Genomic DNA, 18386 nt, shown 5'->3' on the forward strand with positions numbered 1-18386 from the left:
GAGTGTCACAGCCCCGTCACAGACGACGGCGGTACCTTCCACGGTCCACTTGGGAGAGAATGCGGGCGTGCCTTTCCTGTTGCTGATCGAGGACGACGACGCCATCCGAGCGAGCCTCGAACTCGCCCTGTCGCGCCAAGGCCACCGTGTGGTGGCCGCGGCCACGGGCGAGGACGGGCTGAAGCTGCTGCGCGAGCAGCGACCGGACCTGATCGTGCTGGACGTCATGCTCCCGGGCATCGACGGTTTCGAGGTGTGCCGGCGCATCCGGCGCACCGACCAGCTGCCGATCATCCTGCTGACCGCGCGCAGCGACGACATCGACGTCGTGGTGGGTCTGGAGTCCGGAGCCGACGACTACGTCGTCAAGCCCATCCAGCCGCGCGTGCTGGACGCCCGCATCCGCGCCGTGCTGCGCCGCGGCGAGCGGGACAGCACCGACGCCGCCGCCTTCGGCAGCATCGTCATCGACCGCTCGGCGATGACCGTGACGAAGAACGGCGAGGACCTGCAGCTCACCCCGACCGAGCTGCGGCTGCTGCTGGAGCTGAGCCGCCGCCCGGGGCAGGCCCTGTCCCGGCAGCAGTTGCTGCGCCTGGTGTGGGAGCACGACTACCTCGGCGACTCGCGCCTGGTGGACGCCTGTGTGCAGCGGCTGCGGGCCAAGATCGAGGACGTGCCCTCGTCGCCGACCCTGATCCGTACCGTCCGGGGTGTCGGGTACCGCCTGGACGCGCCGGCGTGAGTCAACCGCACCACGAGGACACCACCGGTGACACCACGACGGATCAGCGGCTGAGCGGCTGGAGATCACGGCTGCTGCGGCTCACCAGCCTGCGGCTGCGCCTGGTCGCCGTCTTCGCCGCCGTGGCGCTGGCGGCCGCCGTGTCCGCCTCCGGAATCGCCTACTGGCTCAACCGCGACGCCGTGCTGACCCGCGCCCAGAACGCCGCGCTCAACGACTTCCGCGCCTCGATGACCCGCAACGCGGGCTCGCTGCCGCGGCACCCGTCCTGCGACAAACTGGCGGACGCCGCGCGCAGCATCGGCACCAGCACGCAGACCTACCAGGTGCTGCTGATCGGCACCGGCCCGGACGGCGAGCGCTGCGCGACCAAGTCGCAGAGCGACGGCTTCTCGCTGGACGCCGTCCCCGCGACGCTGCGCAAGGCCGTCAGCAAGCGCAACCCCAAGGAGGGCGACCCCGCCGAGTACCACCTGTACTGGCAGCGGGTCACCCGCAACGGACAGCCGTACCTGGTGGGCGGGGCCAAGGTGATCGGCGGCGGGCCCACCGGCTACATGTTCAAGTCGCTGGAGGCCGAGCGGAAGGACCTCAACTCGCTGGCCTGGTCGCTCGGCATCGCCACCGCCCTCGCGCTGATCGGTGCGGCGCTGCTGGCCCAGGCCGCGGCCTCCACCGTGCTGCGGCCCGTGGCACGCCTCGGCGACGCCGCCAGGAGGCTCGGCGAGGGCAAGCTCGACACCCGGTTGCGGGTCACCGGCACCGACGAACTCGCCGAGTTGTCACGGACGTTCAACCGCACCGCGGAGCGGCTGGAGCGACGCGTCGACGAGCTCAGCCAGCGCGAGGCGGCCAGCCGCCGCTTCGTCGCCGACATGTCGCACGAGCTGCGCACCCCGCTGACGGCGATCACCGCCGTGACCGAGGTGCTGGAGGACGAGGCGGACTCCCTCGACCCGATGATCGCCCCCGCGGTGCGGCTGGTGGTGAGCGAGACCAAGCGGCTGGGCGAGCTGGTGGAGAACCTGATGGAGGTCACCCGCTTCGACGCCGGCACCGCACGCCTGGTCATGGACGACGTCGACGTCGCCGACCTGGTCACCGCCTGCATCGACGCCCGTGCCTGGCTCGACGCTGTGGAGCTGGACGCACCGCGCGGCATCATCGCGCTGCTCGACCCGCGCCGCATCGACGTGATCCTGGCCAACCTGATCGGCAACGCCCTCAAGCACGGCGGCTCGCCGGTCCGCGTCAAGGTGCGGCAGGACGGGGACGAGCTCGTCGTCGAGGTCGCCGACAACGGCCCCGGCATCCCGGAGGAGGTGCTGCCGCACGTCTTCGACCGGTTCTTCAAGGCGGACGCCTCCCGGGCCCGTTCCGAGGGGAGCGGCCTGGGCCTGTCCATCGCCCTGGAGAACGCGCACATCCACGGCGGAGAGATCGCCGCGGCCAACAACCCCGGTGGCGGCGCGGTGTTCACGCTGCGCCTGCCGATGCGCACCGGGGCCGGCCAGGCGGCGGAGACCGAGGAAGGGAACGAGAGCAAGTGACGCAGCCGTCCCGGGGCGCCGCCCCGGACGCCCCGGGTCTCCCGTCCGCGGGTGCCGCCCGCCGTCGCCGGCGCGCCCCGCTCCTCATCCTGCTCGGCGTGGTCCTGCTGGCCGGCTGCGGCATCCGCACCACCTCGGTGCCGGTGGACGCCGGGCCCGCGCCCTCCCGTGTCTCCTGCGCGGTGCCGGACGAGGAGGCGAGCCCCACGGCGACGACCTCCGCGTCGCCGCAGGGCCCGGCCGCCCGGGTGTTCCTGGTGTGCAGCGCCCAGGTGGCCGCGGTGAACCGCTCGGTGCGGACCGGGGGCCTGGACCAGCTGGGCATGGCCGTGCTGCTCCTGCGCGAGCTGCAGCGCAAGCCGCGCGGCGGCGAGTCGGCGGCCGGCTTCACCACGGCCGTGCAGGGCGACCTGGCCGTGGAGGGACCGCGCCGCGACGACCCGCGCGGATCGCTCCGGCTCAGCGCCCCGCTGGGCGACCTGCCGCCGTTCGCGCTCGCCCAGGTGGTGTGCACGTACGCCGGTACGGCCGCGGGCTCCGGCAGCGGCGGGGTGCTCCTGGGCGGCTCCGACGACACCCCGGTGCGCCGCTTCACCTGCACCGGGGACCTGCGCACCGACCCCGAGGCGGCGGAAACCGCTGGAACCGCCGTGAAGTGACAGACGTCCTTCCAGGCGTGCGGCGCGACGGCTCTCTCCCGAAAGTGCGCGCGGTGGGCCTGGTACTCGCCGCGGTTCATCTGGCTCTGGTGGGGTGGCTGATGCTGCGTCCGCAGTACGTGCCCTGGGTGGACGCCCCCAACCTCCGTCCGTTCGCCTCCATCCGCTCCGACCTCGCCATGGGGCCCGCGGAGGCGGCCCGCCGGATCGGCGCGGGGCTGGCGCTGCTGGCCCCGCTGGGCGTGCTGCTGCCGATGGCCGGCGGCCGGGTGCGGGTGTCGGCGCCGGGCTCGTTCGCCCGCACGGTCTTCGCGGGGCTGATGATCTCGCTGGCCCTGGAGTTCGTGCAGACCGGGGTGCCGGGCCAGATCTTCGACGTGGACGCCCTGCTCCTCAACACGGCGGGCGTCGCGCTGGCCCACCTCGCCGTGGTGCCCGCGGCCCGCGCCTGGGTGCACCGGCGCAGCGTCCGCCGGGAGGACCGGCTGACCGGTGCTCAGGGGCGGACCCCGAGGATTCCCAGGGTCGGGATCGCACCGTAGAGCGACGATTCACGACGGTATGCGCTCGTACGGTGATGTCATCGGCCGGAGAGACCGGCCTGGACTCCCGAAGGAGCACCCGCCATGTCCGCACTGGTCCGCCCCCGTCACGGCCGGATGATCGCCGGGGTCTGCGCCGGACTCGCAGACCGGTTCGGCACCTCCGCCACCACGATGCGCGTGATCTTCCTGCTGTCGTGCCTGCTGCCCGGGCCGCAGTTCCTGCTCTACCTCGCGCTGTGGCTGCTGCTGCCGGACGAGGGGCACGCGAAGACCGCCGTGTGACGCCACGGGCCCCGGAACACCTGCGGGCCGCTCCCCGAGGGGGCGCGGCCCGTCCGGCGTTCGTCCGGGTGGTGCTCAGCCGCCGATCGGCAGGCCCTGCAGCGGCAGCTGGCCCAGCGGCAACTGGCCGCCGACGGGGAGGCCGCCGAGCAGGGTGCTCAGGCCCGTGGGGGCGTTCTGCACGCCGGGGACGATGTTGGCGGTCTTCGGCAGGCCGCTGGTGACGGCGCCGACCGGGACCGACTTCGCCACGTCGGCGACCGGCACGGAGGCCGGCAGGGCCGAGGCGTTCGGCAGGCCCAGGTTGGTGTCCGTCGGAGCGGCGGAGGCGACGCCCGCGGCGGCCCCGACGAAGGCCACGCCCAGCGCGGCGGCACCGAGAGTCTTGACGGTTCCGGTCTTCATGGTTGCGATCCTCGTGATGGGGGATGGTGCGTCCGCCGCGGCACACACGGAACGTGTTCGCGGGATTTCGGAACGTATCGACGGGACGCGGGGCGGTGCAAGCGGCCGCGCGCGGCCGCACGCGGCCTGGGCCGGCCCGCCGCCGCACGGCGGGACGGCCCGGGTCTCATCCCTCTTCCGGCGAGGAGTCGCTGGCCACGGCGGTGGCGGCGGCCGTCTGGCGGAACAGCCACTCGGCCTTCAGCTCCGAGTATCCGGGCTTGATCACGTCATTGATCATCGCGAGACGTTCATCGAAAGGGATGAAGGCGGACTTCATCGCGTTGACCGTGAACCACTGCATGTCGTCGAGCGTGTAGCCGAAGGCGGCCACCAGTTCGGCGAACTCGCGGCTCATGCTCGTGCCGCTCATCAGGCGGTTGTCGGTGTTGACCGTGACCCGGAAGTGCAGTCGGCGCAGCAGCCCGATGGGATGTTCCGCGTACGAGGCGGCCGCGCCGGTCTGCAGGTTGGAGGTGGGGCACATCTCCAGGGGGATGCGCTTGTCGCGCACGTAGTTGGCGAGCCGCCCGAGGGAGACCGTGCCGTCGTCCGCGACCTCGATGTCGTCGATGATGCGCACGCCGTGCCCGAGCCGGTCGGCGCCGCACCACTGCAGGGCCTGCCAGATCGAGGGCAGGCCGAAGGCCTCGCCGGCGTGGATGGTGAAGTGGAAGTTCTCCCGCTGGAGGTACTCGAAGGCGTCGAGGTGGCGGGTGGGCGGGAAGCCGGCCTCGGCCCCCGCGATGTCGAAGCCGACGACGCCCCGGTCGCGGTAGCGGATGGCGAGTTCGGCAATCTCCTGCGAGCGGGCGGCGTGCCGCATCGCGGTGAGCAGGGCGCCCACCCGGATCCGGCCGCCCGCCTCGCGGGCCCGCCGTTCGCCTTCCCGGAAGCCCTCGTTGACGGCCTCCACGACCTCGTCGAGGGAGAGCCCGCGTTCGACGTGGAGCTCGGGGGCGTAGCGCACCTCGGCGTAGACGACGCCGTCCGCGGCGAGGTCCTCGGCGCACTCGGCGGCGACCCGGGTGAGCGCCTCGCGGCTCTGCATGACGCCGACCGTGTGCGAGAACGTCTCCAGGTATCGCTCCAGCGAGCCGGAGTCGGCGGCCTCGCGGAACCAGGTGCCGAGCTTGTCCGGATCGGTCTCCGGCAGGCCGTCGTAGCCCGAAGCGCGTGCGAGGTCGACGACGGTCCCGGGGCGGACGCCGCCGTCGAGGTGGTCGTGGAGCAGCACCTTGGGCGCGCGGCGGATCTGCTCGGGCGTGGGGGTGGCCCCCGCAGCGCCCGCGGGGAAGGGGAGCGTGCTTGAGCTCGTCATTTCCGAAACATACCCCCTACGCGCGTAGAGCTCTTGGATGATGCCGAATATTGACCTCCCGGCCAGGTCGTGCACACCTTCCCGTCTGCCATGGTTACGCCATGGCTTCGCAAGCTTTACCGGTGCGTGGTGCGCGGTTGGGGAAGAGAGTGACACCGGGTCTGAACCCGGCGGCACGGCGGGATACGGACGACGAGGCGGTCCGTGCCGCCGTGCTGCTGCTGCCCGGCGGCAGTGCGCTGAGCACCCGTCGGCGCTCCCCCGTGGCCGCCGCGGCGATGGTGCCGCTGGCCCGCCGTCTGGTGCGGGCCGCGGGCCGCGGTGAGGGCCTGGCCGTGCACGTCGTGCACTACCGCTTCCGCGGCTGGAACGGCGGTCACGCCCACCCGGCCGAGGACGCGCGGTGGGCGGTCGACGAGGTCGTCCGCCGCTACGGTGACGTACCGGTGTCGCTGGTCGGCATGGACATGGGCGGCCGCGCCGCGCTGCACGCGGCGGGCCACCCGGCCGTCAACTCGGCGGTCGCCATAGCCCCGTGGCTGCCCGACGCCCCGGAGCCCGATCCGGTGAAGCAGCTGATAGGCCGCCACATCCTGATCGTGCACGGCACGAACGACGACTCCACGCACCCCGACCTCTCCTACCGGCTGGCCGAACGCCTGAAGAAGGTCAACCGGGACGTGTGCCGGTTCGAGGTGCACACCGACGGCCATCTGCTCCACGACCACCGGGCCGAAGTCGCCTCCCTGACCGCCGACTTCGTCCTCGGCACGCTGCTGGGGCGGTCCTTCGCCCGCCCGGTCGCCGACGCGCTGGCCGCCCCTCCCCCGCTCGGCCTGCGCATGCCCCTGGCCTCGGGTTTCGGACGGTCGCCCCAACTGCGCTGAGCGCGGGGCGCCGGACACCGGGGTCAGCCCTGCCCGCGGACCCTCCGTTCGACGAGGTCGGCCACCCGGGTGAACCCGGCCATCTCGTCCTCGGGCAGGGCGCCGCCGGGACCGGCCGGCAGGGCCGGCGCACCCAGGCGGAAGAGCAGGGCACGCAGGAGCATCTGCGCGCCCTCGGCACCGGGGACCGCCGAGTCCACCAGGCGGTGCCCGGCACGGTGGTGGAGCAGGCCGTCGACCACCACGATCGCGTCGGCGTACGCGACGGGCCGCCAGTAGGGCGAGAAGTCGATGACCGCGGGGGCCCGGCCGGGCGCGAAGAGGACGTTCCCCGTCAGGTCGCCGTGGATGAGCTGGGCCCGCGCGTCGACCGGTTCGCGGAGCCGTTCCATCCTGGTGACCAGCCGCCGGATCTCCGCAGGCGGCTGCGCTGTCGACTCGCCCCAGGCGAAGCGGTCGGCCACCGCCCACGGATGCCGGTGCGCGTCCAGGTGGCCGGGTCGCGGCACGTCGCGCAGCGCCTCGTGGAAGGCCCTGCCCGCGGCCAGCAGGGCGTCCCATCTGCCGGCGGGGCCGGGCTCTCCCGCCAGGAACTCGGTCGCCGCCCATCCTTCGACGACGTGACCACCACCCGCGGAGCGCAGGAATCGCGGTACCCGGAAGTCCCGGCGCCCCTGCAGACGTTCCATCAGCCCCGCGGCCCAGGCGGTCTGCCCGGCGTCGGCGCCCGGCTTCAGCACCGCGCCCGCCACCCGGACGCTGTGCCCCTGGCCTCCTGCCAGCGGCTCGGGCCGGCCGGAGAGCCCGAAGGCCTCCACGACATGCGGGGGCGGCAGGGCCGGGTCGGTCGCACGGGTCATGCCCCGCATCCTCCGGGACGGGCGGCTCCGGGCGCATCCGCGTTCCGGGCCGGCCGGCGGCGTCAGCCGGGGAGGAGCTGACCGCGCCTGCCGAGCAGGAACTTCTTGAAGGCGGCGACGGGTGCCGTGTCGGGGTGGCCGCCGAGCCAGGCCACGCCGATCTCCCGGACCGCGCGCGGGGCGGTGACGGTGAGCTCCACGACTCCGGGACGCGGGACGAGCGGCGGCGGCAGCAGGGCCACCCCGAGTCCGGCGGCGACCAGACCGCGCAGGGTCTCGGCCTCCTCCCCCTCGAAGGCCACCCGCGGGGTGAAGCCCGCCTCCGCGCAGAGGGCGTCGGTGATGCGCCGCAGCCCGTAACCGGCTTCCAGGCTCACGAACAGCTCCCCTGACGCCTCCGCCAGGCGCACCCTGCGGCGGGAGGCGAGCCGGTGGTCGGCGGGGACGACCAGCCGCAGCCGCTGCTCGTCGAGGCGCCGGACGACCAGGTCGGGCGCGTCCGGCACCGGCGAGGTCAGGCAGAGGTCCAGATCGCCCGCGCGCAGCCCGGCGAGCATCGCCTCGCCGTAGTTCTGCACGAGTTGGAAGCGGATCCGCGGATGGTCGGCGCGGAAGGCCCGCAGCAGGGCCGGTACGGTCTCCGGGCCGAGCGTGTGGAGGAAACCGAAGGCGACCCGTCCCGACTGCGGGTCGGCGTCGGCGCGTACGGACTCGGCCGAGCGCTCCACCTCGCCCAGCGCCCGCTCCACCGAGGCGAGGAAGCCGCGGCCCGCGGGCGTGAGCGAGACCGTACGGCCCTGACGGGCGAAGAGCGTGACGCCCAGGTCGAGTTCGAGCCGGACCATGGCCCGGCTGAGCGTGGACTGGGGCACCCCCAGCTCGCGCGCCGCGCGGGTGACGTGCTCGTGCCGCGCCACCGCGGCGAACTGGGCGAGCCGGGGGGCCAGCACCGCCGCCCAGGAGGCACTGTCCAGCTCCGCTCGCGTGTCTGTTGCGTCACGGGACGGTGACAGCGACCGGGCTGACCTCGCTTCATGCGCCATGGGAACGATTATCGCCACTCCGTGCATTGGACGCATGAAACCGGCCCGGCCTAGCGTGAAGGCATGTCTCCCGCCGATACAGGGGCGTCCACCGTGATGCGGCCGGGCGCCGCCGCCTCCGCCCCCTCAGCCGCCACACTGCGACCGGGTGAACCCGGCTACCGGCGCGCCATCCTGGCCCTTTTCGCCGCGGGACTCGCCACCTTCGCCCTCCTTTACTCCACGCAGGCCCTGCTACCGGCGCTCTCCACGGGGCTGTCCCTCAGCCCCGCCCAGGCGAGCCTCACGGTCTCGGCCACCACCGCCGCCCTGGCGCTGGCCCTGCTGCCGGTGAGCGCGCTGAGCGAGAAGTACGGCCGCACGGCCGTGATGACGGCGTCGGTCTTCAGCGCCTCGGCACTGGCCCTGGTCATCCCCTTCGCGCCGGACCTCACCACCCTGGTCGTCCTGCGCGCCGTGCAGGGCGTGGCCCTCGCCGGGCTCCCGGCGACCGCGATGGCGTACCTCGGCGAGGAGATCCACCCCAAGGCGGTCGCCTCCGCGATCGGCCTCTACGTCGCGGGCAACAGCATCGGCGGCATGAGCTCCCGGGTCCTCACCGGCGCGGTGGCCCAGGCCTTCGGCTGGCGCACCGCACTGTTCGCCGCCGGCGCCATGGCGGTGCTGTGCGCCGTCGCCTTCCGGCTGCTGATCCCCACCGCCCGCAACTTCCGTCCCGGCCCGGTCAGTCCCGCCGCCCTCTGGCGCACGGTGATCGGCCACCTGGGCACCCCGCTGCTGCGCCGGCTCTACCTGATCGGGCTGCTCTTCATGGCGGTCTTCGGCGCCGTCTACAACGTGCTGGGCTACCGGCTCGCCGCCGAGCCCTTCGGCCTGTCGCAGACGGCGATCGGCCTCATCTTCCTGGTCTACCTGGTCGGCACCGGCGCCTCCGCGGCCTCCGGCGTCCTGCACGCCCGCCTCGGGCGGCGCGGCGCCCTGTACGTCGCCGTGGTGCTGGCCGCGGGCGGGCTGCTGCTCACCCTCGCGGGCTCCCTCATCGCCGTGCTGACCGGGCTGGTCCTCATCACGGCCGGCTTCTTCACCGGCCACTCCATCGCCTCCGGCGCGGTCAGCCGCACCGCCACCACCGGCCGCGCCCAGGCCTCCGCGCTCTACCTGACCGCGTACTACGTCGGCAACAGCCTCGGCGGCACCCTGGGCGCCTCCGCCTTCCACACCGCCGGCTGGGGCGGCACCGTCGCCCTGTGCCTGGCCGCCGTCCTGGGCGTCGCGGGGATCACCGTGTACGCGACCCGGCGCGCGGTCGCGGACCGGCGGCTCGCCGTCCCGGCGGGACGCACGGCCTGACGGCCGTACGACGAAGGACGGGACCGGTGGAAGTCCACCGGTCCCGTTCCGTGTCGCGGGGCGGCCCCGCTCAGGCGATGCGGTCCAGCACGATCGGGGCCGGCGTGAACGCGGTGCCCGTAGGGGAGATCTCGACGCCGCCGGCGAGGGCCGCCAGCGCGTAGTCGAACTTCTCCGGGGTGTCGGTGTGCAGGGTCAGCAGCGGCTGGCCCTGCGTGACCGTGGCACCCGGCTTGGCGTGCAGCTCGACGCCCGCGCCGGCCTGCACCGGGTCCTCCTTGCGCGCCCGGCCGGCGCCCAGGCGCCAGGCGGCGACGCCCACGGCGTAGGCGTCCAGGCCGGTGAGGACACCGGACCGCTCGGCCGTGACGACGTGCTGCTCGCGCGCGACGGGCAGCGCCGCGTCCGGGTCGCCGCCCTGCGCGGCGACCATGCGGCGCCACACGTCCATGGCGGAGCCGTCGGCGAGCGCCTTGGCGGGGTCGGCGTCCTTCAGCCCCGCAGCGTCGAGCATCTCGCGCGCCAGGGCGACGGTCAGCTCCACCACGTCGGCCGGGCCCCCGCCCGCCAGCACCTCGACGGACTCGCGGACCTCCAGCGCGTTGCCCGCGGTCAGGCCGAGCGGGGTGGACATGTCGGTGAGCAGCGCCACGGTCTTCACGCCGTGGTCGGTGCCCAGCCCCACCATCGTGGAGGCCAGCTCGCGGGCCTGCTCCAGGTTCTTCATGAAGGCGCCGGAGCCGACCTTGACGTCCAGGACGAGCGAGCCCGTCCCCTCGGCGATCTTCTTGGACATGATCGACGAGGCGATCAGCGGGATCGCCTCGACGGTGCCGGTGACGTCGCGCAGCGCGTACAGCTTCTTGTCGGCCGGGGCGAGGCCGTCGCCCGCGGCGCAGATGACGGCGCCGGTGTCGCCCAGGACCCGCAGCATCTCCTCGTTGGACAGCAGCGCCCGCCAGCCCGGGATGGACTCCAGCTTGTCCAGGGTGCCGCCGGTGTGGCCGAGACCTCGGCCGGACAACTGGGGGACGGCCGCACCGCAGGCCGCGACCAGGGGTGCGAGCGGCAGCGTGATCTTGTCGCCGACGCCACCGGTGGAGTGCTTGTCGGCGGTCGGGCGGGGCAGCGAGGAGAAGTCCATGCGCTCGCCGCTGGCGATCATCGCAGCCGTCCAGCGCGCGATCTCGGACCGGTCCATGCCGTTGAGCAGGATCGCCATCGCGAGCGCGGACATCTGCTCGTCGGCGACCTCACCCTTGGTGTAGGCGTCGATGACCCAGTCGATCTGGTCGTCGCCGAGGCGGCCGCCGTCGCGCTTGGTGCGGATGACGGAAATGGCGTCCATGGTTCACGTACCTTCTTAGCGGTTGGTCAGGTCGTCCGGGCCGAACGCGTCGGGGAGGACGTCGCGCATCGTGCGGATGCCGTCGGACATCTCCACCATCAGTTCGGGGCCGCCGTGCTCCCACAGCAGCTGACGGCAGCGGCCGCACGGCATCAGCTGGTCGCCCTTGCGGTCGACGCAGGTGAAGGCGACGAGCCGACCGCCCCCGGTGGCGTGCAGGGTCGACACCAGCCCGCACTCGGCGCACAGGCCGAGTCCGTAGCTGGCGTTCTCCACGTTGCACGCCGAGATGACCCGCCCGTCGTCCACCAGTGCGGCCGCGCCGACGGGGAAGTGCGAGTAGGGGACGTAGGCCCGGGACATGGCGTCCCGGGCCTGCGTCCGCAGGCCTTCCCAGTCGACGTCGTCGACGCCGACCGGGCCCGCGGTGTCGCTCACTTGCCCTGACCCTTCCGGTACCTCATACCGTCAGCCTTGGGCATCCTCAGACGTTGTGCCGACAGGGAGAGCACCAGCAGGGTGACGACGTACGGGGTCGCTCCCACGAACTCGCCGGGCACCTCGTCGGTGAACAGGTACCAGCCCAGCACCGCCGCGCCGACGACCAGGCTGACGCCGCCCTGCCAGAAGCTGCGCTTCCACAGCTTCCAGGCCGCCAGCAGCACCAGCAGGACCACCAGGAGCAGCAGCAGCGCGTGCACCGTCGGGCCGCCGTTGCGCAGCTGGAGCGCGTCGGAGTAGCCGAACAGTCCGGCGCCGGTGGCGAGGCCGCCGACGCGCCAGTTGCCGAAGATCATCGCGGCGAGGCCGATGTAGCCGCGGCCGCCGGTCTGGCCCTCGAGGTAGATGTGCGCGGGGACCATCGCCAGGAAGGCGCCGCCGAGGCCGGCGAGACCGCCGGAGGTGATCACGGCGACGTACTTGTAGAGGTACACGTTGACGCCGAGCGACTCGGCCGCGACCGGGTTCTCACCGCAGGACCGCAGCCGCAGACCGAACGGGCTGCGCCACAGCAGGAAGAAGCTGCCGACGAAGAGCAGCACCGCGACGACCGTCAGCGCGGAGACGTCGGTGACCAGGCCGCCGAGCACGCCGGCGAGGTCGGAGACGAAGAACCAGCCGTGCTTCTCGATGCTCGCCAGCCCGTCGGACAGCCCGGGGATGTCGAACGACGGCAGGGCGTCGACCGGTGGGGACTGCTTGGGGTTGCCGCCCTTGGTGGCCGCGTCGCCGGTGGAGAACCACAGCTTGGCGAGGTACTGGGTGGCACCGAGCGCCAGGATGTTGATGGCCACGCCCGAGATGATGTGGTCGACGCCGAAGGTGACGGTGGCGACCGCGTGGATCAGACCGCCGAGCGCACCGCCGACGACACCGGCGAGGACGCCCAGCCACGGGTTGGTCTGCCAGCCGGCCCAGGCACCGAAGAAGGTGCCGAGGATCATCATGCCCTCGAGGCCGATGTTGACCACACCGGAGCGCTCGGACCACAGACCGGCCAGACCGGCCAGGCCGATCGGCACGGCGAGGCCGAGCGCCGCGGTGATCTGGCCCTGGGCGGTGAGCTGGTCCTGACCGGTGATGATCCGCACCACCGACACCAGCGCGAGCGCGGCGGCGATGATCAGCAGGATCATCGGGAAGGAGAGGCGGCCCTTGCGGCCCTTGGCCCCTGCGGCCTTGGGAGCCGCGGGCGGCGGGGTCTGGGTCATCGTGGCGGTCACGCCGTCACCTCCTTCTTGGTGCGGGCCTGGGCGGCGAGTTCCTCGCCGACCTTCTGCTGCTGGCGCTTGAGGCCGTAACGCCGAACGACCTCGTAGGCGATGACGACGCTCAGGACGATGACGCCCTGCATGACGCCGACGATCTCCTTGTCGTAGCCGTCGAACTCCAGGCGGCCCGAGCCACGCTCCAGGAAGCCCCACAGCAGCGCGGCCAGCGCGACGCCGACCGGGTTGTTGCGGCCCAGCAGGGCCACCGAGATGCCGGTGAAGCCGATGCCGGCCGGGAAGAGGTCGGAGCCGTAGGCGTGGGCGTCGTTCAGCAGCAGCGGCATGCCGGTGAGACCGGCCAGACCGCCGGAGATCAGCATGCTGGTGATCACCATGCGCTTGACGCTGACGCCGCTCGCGGTGGCGGCGCTCTCGGACATGCCGACGCTGCGCAGGTCGAAGCCGAAGCGGGTACGGCCCAGCACGAACCAGTAGCCGATGCCGATGACCACGGCGAGCACGACGAAGCCGTAGATCTGGCCGATGTCCTCGCCCATGTCGAAGTTGAACAGGTGGCCTGAGGAGGGCAGCGGCGTGGTCGACACCGAGGTCTGCGCCTTGTCCAGGTGGCCGAGCCGGCCGTCCTTGAGCAGGTAGCCGACGATGTAGGTGGCGATCGAGTTCAGCATGATCGTCGCGATGACCTCGCTGACCCCGCGCGAGGTCTTCAGCAGGCCCGCGATGCCGGCCCACATCGCGCCGACGATCATGGCGACCACGATGATCAGCGGGACCTGCAGGAAGCCCGGCAGCGTCACCGCGCCGCCGACGGCCGCGGCGAAGAAGGCGCCCAGGCGGTACTGGCCCTCGACACCGATGTTGAACAGGTTCATGCGGAAGCCGACGGCCACCGCGATGCCCGCGATGTAGTACGTGGTCGCCTTGTTGATGATCTCGACCTGGCTGTCGCTCTTGAAGCCGTAGTCGAACATCGTCCCGAAGGCGCCGAACGGCTCCTTGCCCGTGGCGAGCAGCACCAGCGCCGTGATCACGAACGCGGCCACGAGCGCCAGCACGGGGGCGGCGACGGCGAGGAGCACCCGCTCCTTGTCGATCTTCTTCATCGTTCCTCTCCCCCGTGGTCGGCGTCGCCGTCCTCGTGCTCCAGATGGCCGGCGGCCGCGCCGGTCATCGCGGAGCCCAGCTCCTCCGGGGTGATGGTGGCGGGGTCGGCGTCGGCGACCAGACGGCCGCGGTACATGACGCGCAGGGTGTCGGACAGGCCGATCAGCTCGTCCAGGTCGGCGGAGATCAGCAGGACGGCCAGGCCCTCGCGCCGGGCCTCGCGGATCTGGTCCCAGATCTGCGCCTGGGCGCCGACGTCCACACCGCGGGTGGGGTGCGCGGCGATCAGCAGCTTGGGCCGGTGGCTCATCTCGCGGCCGACGATCAGCTTCTGCTGGTTGCCGCCGGACAGGGACGCGGCGGTCACCTCGATGCCGGGGGTGCGGACGTCGTACTCGCGCACGATCCGCTCGGTGTCGCGGCGGGCCGCGGCCGGGTCGAGGAAACCGCCCTTGCTGTTGGGGCGCTCGGTGACGTGGCCCAGGATGCGGTTCTCCCAGAGCGGGGCCTCCAGCAGCAGGCCGTGCCGGTGCCGGTCCTCGGGGATGTAGCCGATGCCGTCCTCGCGGCGCTTGCGCGTCGGGCGGTGGGTGATCTCGTCGCCGTCGAGGCCGATCCGGCCCGCGTCGGGCGGCAGGATGCCCATGATCGCCTCGACGAGCTCCGCCTGGCCGTTGCCCTCGACACCCGCGATGCCGAGGACCTCGCCCTTGTGGATGGTGAAGGAGATCTGGTCCAGGACGACGCGCTCGATGCCCTCCAGGTCGGTCTCCGACAGGTGCAGACCGTCGATGGTCAGCATCGGGACGTCGGTGACCGTGGACTCCCGGGTCTCGGGGGACGGCAGCTCGCTGCCGACCATCAGCTCCGCGAGCTGCTTCGGGGTCGTGGTCCGCGGGTCGGCGGAGCCGACCGTGGTGCCCCGGCGGATGACGGTGATCTCGTCGGCGACGGAGAGCACCTCGCCCAGCTTGTGGGAGATGAAGATGACGGTCAGGCCCTCGGCCTTGAGCTCGCGCAGGTTGTCGAAGAGCGCGTCGACCTCCTGCGGGACGAGGACCGCGGTCGGCTCGTCGAGGATCAGCGTACGGGCGCCGCGGAAGAGGACCTTCAGGATCTCGACGCGCTGACGGTCGGCGACACCGAGGTCCTCCACCAGGACGTCCGGGCGCACCCCGAGGCCGTAGGCGTCGGAGATCTCCTTGATCTTGGCCCGGGCCTTGCCGCCGATGCCGTACAGCTTCTCGCTGCCGAGGACGACGTTCTCGAGGACGGTGAGGTTGTCGGCGAGCATGAAGTGCTGGTGCACCATGCCGATGCCGCGGGCGATGGCGTCGCCCGGGTCGTGGAAGGTGACCCGCTCGCCGTCGATGGTGATGGTGCCCTCGTCCGGCTTCTGCATGCCGTAGAGGATCTTCATCAGGGTCGACTTGCCGGCGCCGTTCTCGCCCACGAGGGCGTGCACCGTGCCACGGCGAACCGTGATGTCGATGTCGTGGTTGGCCACGACACCTGGGAATCGCTTGGTGATGCCGCGGAGCTCCACGGCATTCTGGCTGGGGGGGCTGGACGCGTTGATGGCGCACTCTCCTCGCGGAAAAGAGCGGGGCGGGCGGGGTGTGGCGAACGTATCGCGAGAAGGGGCCTCTACGCGCGTAGCGTTGCCAGATCCATAAAGGGAAGAGTCACAACGGACACCGCGTGCGCGACACCCGGCTGAACACAGGCGCGAGGCCCGGGAAGGGGGGAGCCTGGGCTGTCCCCTCCCGAGCCTCGCGACCGGCGCTCACGAGAGACCGGGCGTCACTTGACGGTCGTCTTGACCTTGATGTCGCCGTTCACGATCTTCTTCTTGGCCTCGTCCAGCTGGGACTTGATGTCGTCGATGAAGCCACCGCTGGTGGACAGGCCGACACCGTCCTTGGCCAGGTCGTAGGCGTGGGTGCCGGTCAGCGGGGAGCCGCTCTTGACCGACTCGACGACCTCGTAGACCGCGACGTTCACGTTCTTCAGCGCGGAGGTCAGGATCGAGTCCTTGTACTTGGCCAGACCCGGCTGCTCGTGCTGGTCGGAGTCGACACCGATCGCCCAGGCGCCGGACTTGCCGGCGACGGCCTCGATGGCGCCGTTGCCGGAGGAGCCCGCGGCGGCGTAGATCACGTCGATGCCGTTGTCCAGCATGCCCTGCGCGGCGGCCTTGCCCTTGGCGGGGTCGGAGAAGCCGGAGAGGTCCGAGCCGCTGGTCAGGTACTGGGTGGTGACCTTGACCTTCGAGTTGGTGTCCTCGACGCCCTGGCGGAAGCCGGCCTCGAACTTGTTGATCAGCGGGATGTCCACGCCACCGATGAAGCCGACCTTGTTGTCCTTGGTCTTCAGGGCGGCGGCGACACCGGCGAGGTAGGAGCTCTGCTCCTCGGTGAAGACGATGCTGTCGACGTTCTTGGCGTCGACGACCGAGTCGACGATCGCGAAGGTCGTCTTGGGGTACTTCTTGGCCGCGGCCGTGATGGACTCGCCGTAGGCGAAGCCGACACCGATGACCGGGTTGTAACCCGCGTCGGCCAGGTCCTCCAGGCGCTGCTCGCGGTCGGCCTCGGTGTCGGAGGTCTTGGCGGTCAGCTCCTTGACGTCGACGCCGAAGTCCTCCTTCGCCTTGTCCAGGCCCTGGGCGGCGGAGTCGTTGAACGAGTGGTCACCACGGCCACCCACGTCGTAGGCGACGCCGACCTTCAGCTTGCCGCTGCTGCTGCTGTCACCGTCGCTGTCCTTGGAGCTGCTGCCGCAAGCGGTCGCGGTGAGCGCGAGAGCCGCGGAGGCTATACCCGCGGCGGCGATCTTGGTTACCCGGCGCAAGAGGGTACCCCTTCAACTCTGAGCGCCCCGTCCGGCGCTGGCTTAACCGGAGCTTAACGCGCGTAGATGTCAGGTAAAGGGGGGTTGGCCGCCCGTTATCGGATCGTCGCATTTCGGCCAGGTGACCCGGCCGTGTCGACCGGGTCACCCACCGTCATGCCAGCAGCGCAGCGGAGGTGAACAGCTCCACGCCGACCTTGATCGCGCCCTCGTCGACGTCGAAGTCACCTTGATGCAGATCACGCTTTGACGTGTCCCCAACGGGCCGTACGCCCAACCTCGCCAGCGCGCCCGGAACCTTCTCCAGGTACCAGGAGAAGTCCTCGCCGCCCAGGCTCTGCTCCGTGTCCTCGACGGTGTGCGCGCCGTAGCGGGCCGTCATGGCGTCGCGCAGCAACTCGGTCGAGTCCGCCTCGTTGACCACCGGCGGCACCCCGCGGTGGTACGTCAGCTCCCACTTCGCCCGGTACATGGCGGCCACCTGGTCGATCACCTCGTGGACCAGGTCGGGGGCCTCGTGCCAGGCGTTCAGGTCCAGGCAGCGGACCGTGCCCTCCAGCTCGGCGTGCTGCGGGATGACGTTGGCCGCGTGACCGGCCTCGATGCGGCCCCACACGATGCTCATCCCGGAACGGGGGTCGATCCGGCGGGCCAGCACGGCCGGCAGCTCGGTGGCCATCTTGGCGGTGGCCATCACCAGGTCGGTGGTCAGGTGGGGGCGGGCCGTGTGGCCGCCCGCGCCGTCCAGGGAGAGCTCCAGCCGGTCCACGGCGGAGGTGATCGATCCCTGACGCAGCCCGATCCGCCCGACCTCGACCTTCGGGTCGCAGTGCAGGGCCAGGATCCGGCCCACGCCGTCCAGCGCGTCCGCCTTGATGGCGTCCAGCGCACCGCCCGGCATGACCTCCTCGGCCGGCTGGAACACCAGCCGTACCGGACGCCTCAGCTTGCCCTCGCGCTCCAGCTCCGCCAGGACCAGGCCGGCGCCGAGCACCACCGTGGTGTGCACGTCGTGGCCGCAGGCGTGCGCCCGGCCGGGGACGGTGGAGCGGTACTCCACACGCTTGGTGTCCGGGATCGGGAGCGCGTCGAGGTCCGCGCGCAGCGCCAGCCGCGGACGCTCCGGGTCGGTGGCGCCGATGTCGCACAGCAGGCCGGTGCCGCCGGGCATCACACGTGGCTTGAGGCCGGCCTGCTCCAGGCGGGCCTTCACCGCGGCGGTGGTACGGAACTCCTGCCGACCCAGCTCGGGGTTCATGTGCAGGTCCCGCCGGAACGCCACGAGTTCGGCCCTGAGCCGCTCGGGCACGACGCCCAACAGCGCACCTTCGGGTGCGGCGGGAACTGTGGGCGCCACTGGCACGGGGTTTTCGGAGGGTTCGGAGGCTGAGTCGTTCACCTCCGACAGGCTAGACCGCATCTGTGCTCCTGATCGCTACATCGCCGTAAATTCATGCCGCGCGAGGAAGAAAAACTCCCCCGTTCGGCGCGTACCCCGCGCTGTACAGGGGTATGAACCTGGTTTATCCCTAGCCACTCCATAGTGGCCCAACGATCGCCCTGCCGCGAGGCAACGCCCTGTGACCGGCCCCGGGCGGCTCAGGCGAAGGCGGCGGGAGCCCCGGATCCGGACGGCTCGGGGGAGCGGCGGCGCGGGCCCAG

Annotated in this window: 18 protein-coding genes; 7 read left to right on the plus strand and 11 right to left on the minus strand. The window is 72.0% G+C overall.

Annotation, left to right across the window (positions count from 1 at the left end; all coding sequences use genetic code 11):
- Positions 1-67 precede the first annotated feature (67 nt).
- The 5 genes from ACFYYN_RS05635 (at position 68) to ACFYYN_RS05655 (ending at position 3781) form a co-directional block, all read left to right on the plus strand.
- Positions 68-745 (plus strand): response regulator, encoded by a 678-nt coding sequence (locus ACFYYN_RS05635; protein WP_026251393.1) that lies wholly within the window; start codon positions 68-70, stop codon positions 743-745.
- The gene (locus tag ACFYYN_RS05640; RefSeq protein ID WP_500326672.1) at positions 742-2295 is read left to right on the plus strand and encodes an ATP-binding protein; all 1554 of its coding nucleotides are present in this window, start codon (positions 742-744) and stop codon (positions 2293-2295) included. Before ACFYYN_RS05635 ends, ACFYYN_RS05640 begins: the two co-directional genes overlap by 4 nt.
- On the plus strand, positions 2292-2954 hold the full coding sequence (locus tag ACFYYN_RS05645; RefSeq protein ID WP_500544763.1) for a hypothetical protein: 663 nt from the start codon (positions 2292-2294) through the stop codon (positions 2952-2954). Before ACFYYN_RS05640 ends, ACFYYN_RS05645 begins: the two co-directional genes overlap by 4 nt.
- Before the next feature lie 53 nt (positions 2955-3007).
- Entirely contained in the window at positions 3008-3496 is a 489-nt protein-coding gene (locus ACFYYN_RS05650) for a VanZ family protein (protein WP_500326668.1), read from the plus strand.
- Positions 3497-3580: 84 nt separating this feature from the next.
- Positions 3581-3781 (plus strand): PspC domain-containing protein, encoded by a 201-nt coding sequence (locus ACFYYN_RS05655; protein WP_499513615.1) that lies wholly within the window; start codon positions 3581-3583, stop codon positions 3779-3781.
- 75 nt (positions 3782-3856) lie between these two features.
- Here the strand turns inward: ACFYYN_RS05655 and ACFYYN_RS05660 are convergent, their stop codons facing one another.
- Together ACFYYN_RS05660 and ACFYYN_RS05665 are read right to left on the minus strand one after the other, a co-directional pair.
- On the minus strand, positions 3857-4186 hold the full coding sequence (locus tag ACFYYN_RS05660; protein ID WP_500326666.1) for a hypothetical protein: 330 nt from the start codon (positions 4184-4186) through the stop codon (positions 3857-3859).
- 166 nt (positions 4187-4352) lie between these two features.
- Positions 4353-5546 (minus strand): adenosine deaminase, encoded by a 1194-nt coding sequence (locus tag ACFYYN_RS05665; RefSeq protein ID WP_500544764.1) that lies wholly within the window; start codon positions 5544-5546, stop codon positions 4353-4355.
- Between the two features lie 101 nt (positions 5547-5647).
- Between ACFYYN_RS05665 and ACFYYN_RS05670 the strand changes: the two genes are divergently transcribed.
- Complete coding sequence (locus ACFYYN_RS05670) at positions 5648-6433, plus strand: alpha/beta hydrolase (RefSeq protein WP_500326662.1); 786 nt, start codon at positions 5648-5650, stop codon at positions 6431-6433.
- 23 nt (positions 6434-6456) lie between these two features.
- Here ACFYYN_RS05670 and ACFYYN_RS05675 read toward each other — a convergent pair whose 3' ends face one another.
- Together ACFYYN_RS05675 and ACFYYN_RS05680 are read right to left on the minus strand one after the other, a co-directional pair.
- The gene (locus tag ACFYYN_RS05675; RefSeq protein WP_500544765.1) at positions 6457-7293 is read right to left on the minus strand and encodes an aminoglycoside phosphotransferase; all 837 of its coding nucleotides are present in this window, start codon (positions 7291-7293) and stop codon (positions 6457-6459) included.
- Between the two features lie 62 nt (positions 7294-7355).
- Entirely contained in the window at positions 7356-8336 is a 981-nt protein-coding gene (locus ACFYYN_RS05680; protein WP_500544766.1) for a LysR family transcriptional regulator, read from the minus strand.
- Between the two features lie 63 nt (positions 8337-8399).
- Here ACFYYN_RS05680 and ACFYYN_RS05685 point away from each other — a divergent pair, with 63 nt between their 5' ends.
- Positions 8400-9686 (plus strand): MFS transporter, encoded by a 1287-nt coding sequence (locus ACFYYN_RS05685; protein WP_500544767.1) that lies wholly within the window; start codon positions 8400-8402, stop codon positions 9684-9686.
- 70 nt (positions 9687-9756) lie between these two features.
- Here the strand turns inward: ACFYYN_RS05685 and ACFYYN_RS05690 are convergent, their stop codons facing one another.
- The 7 genes from ACFYYN_RS05690 to ACFYYN_RS05720 all read right to left on the minus strand — a co-directional run bounded on the left by ACFYYN_RS05690 (position 9757) and on the right by ACFYYN_RS05720 (position 18081).
- Complete coding sequence (locus ACFYYN_RS05690) at positions 9757-11034, minus strand: thymidine phosphorylase (RefSeq protein WP_500544768.1); 1278 nt, start codon at positions 11032-11034, stop codon at positions 9757-9759.
- A 15-nt stretch (positions 11035-11049) separates the two neighbouring features.
- Positions 11050-11472 carry a cytidine deaminase gene (locus ACFYYN_RS05695; protein WP_500544769.1) on the minus strand — a complete coding sequence of 141 codons (423 nt, stop codon included), beginning with the start codon at positions 11470-11472 and terminating at the stop codon, positions 11050-11052.
- Positions 11469-12758 carry an ABC transporter permease gene (locus ACFYYN_RS05700; RefSeq protein ID WP_500326650.1) on the minus strand — a complete coding sequence of 430 codons (1290 nt, stop codon included), beginning with the start codon at positions 12756-12758 and terminating at the stop codon, positions 11469-11471. The genes ACFYYN_RS05695 and ACFYYN_RS05700 overlap by 4 nt, the downstream gene beginning before the upstream one ends.
- Positions 12755-13870 (minus strand): ABC transporter permease, encoded by a 1116-nt coding sequence (locus ACFYYN_RS05705; RefSeq protein ID WP_499513605.1) that lies wholly within the window; start codon positions 13868-13870, stop codon positions 12755-12757. Before ACFYYN_RS05705 ends, ACFYYN_RS05700 begins: the two co-directional genes overlap by 4 nt.
- Complete coding sequence (locus ACFYYN_RS05710; RefSeq protein ID WP_500544771.1) at positions 13867-15417, minus strand: ABC transporter ATP-binding protein; 1551 nt, start codon at positions 15415-15417, stop codon at positions 13867-13869. The genes ACFYYN_RS05705 and ACFYYN_RS05710 overlap by 4 nt, the downstream gene beginning before the upstream one ends.
- A 257-nt stretch (positions 15418-15674) precedes the next feature.
- Positions 15675-16724, minus strand: coding sequence for a BMP family lipoprotein (locus tag ACFYYN_RS05715; protein WP_500326646.1), 1050 nt, complete (start codon positions 16722-16724; stop codon positions 15675-15677).
- A 154-nt stretch (positions 16725-16878) separates the two neighbouring features.
- The gene (locus ACFYYN_RS05720; RefSeq protein WP_500326644.1) at positions 16879-18081 is read right to left on the minus strand and encodes a M20 family metallopeptidase; all 1203 of its coding nucleotides are present in this window, start codon (positions 18079-18081) and stop codon (positions 16879-16881) included.
- Positions 18082-18386: the final 305 nt, after the last annotated feature.

The organism is Streptomyces sp. NPDC001902 (assembly GCF_042891295.1).
Classification (GTDB): Bacteria; Actinomycetota; Actinomycetes; order Streptomycetales; family Streptomycetaceae; genus Actinacidiphila.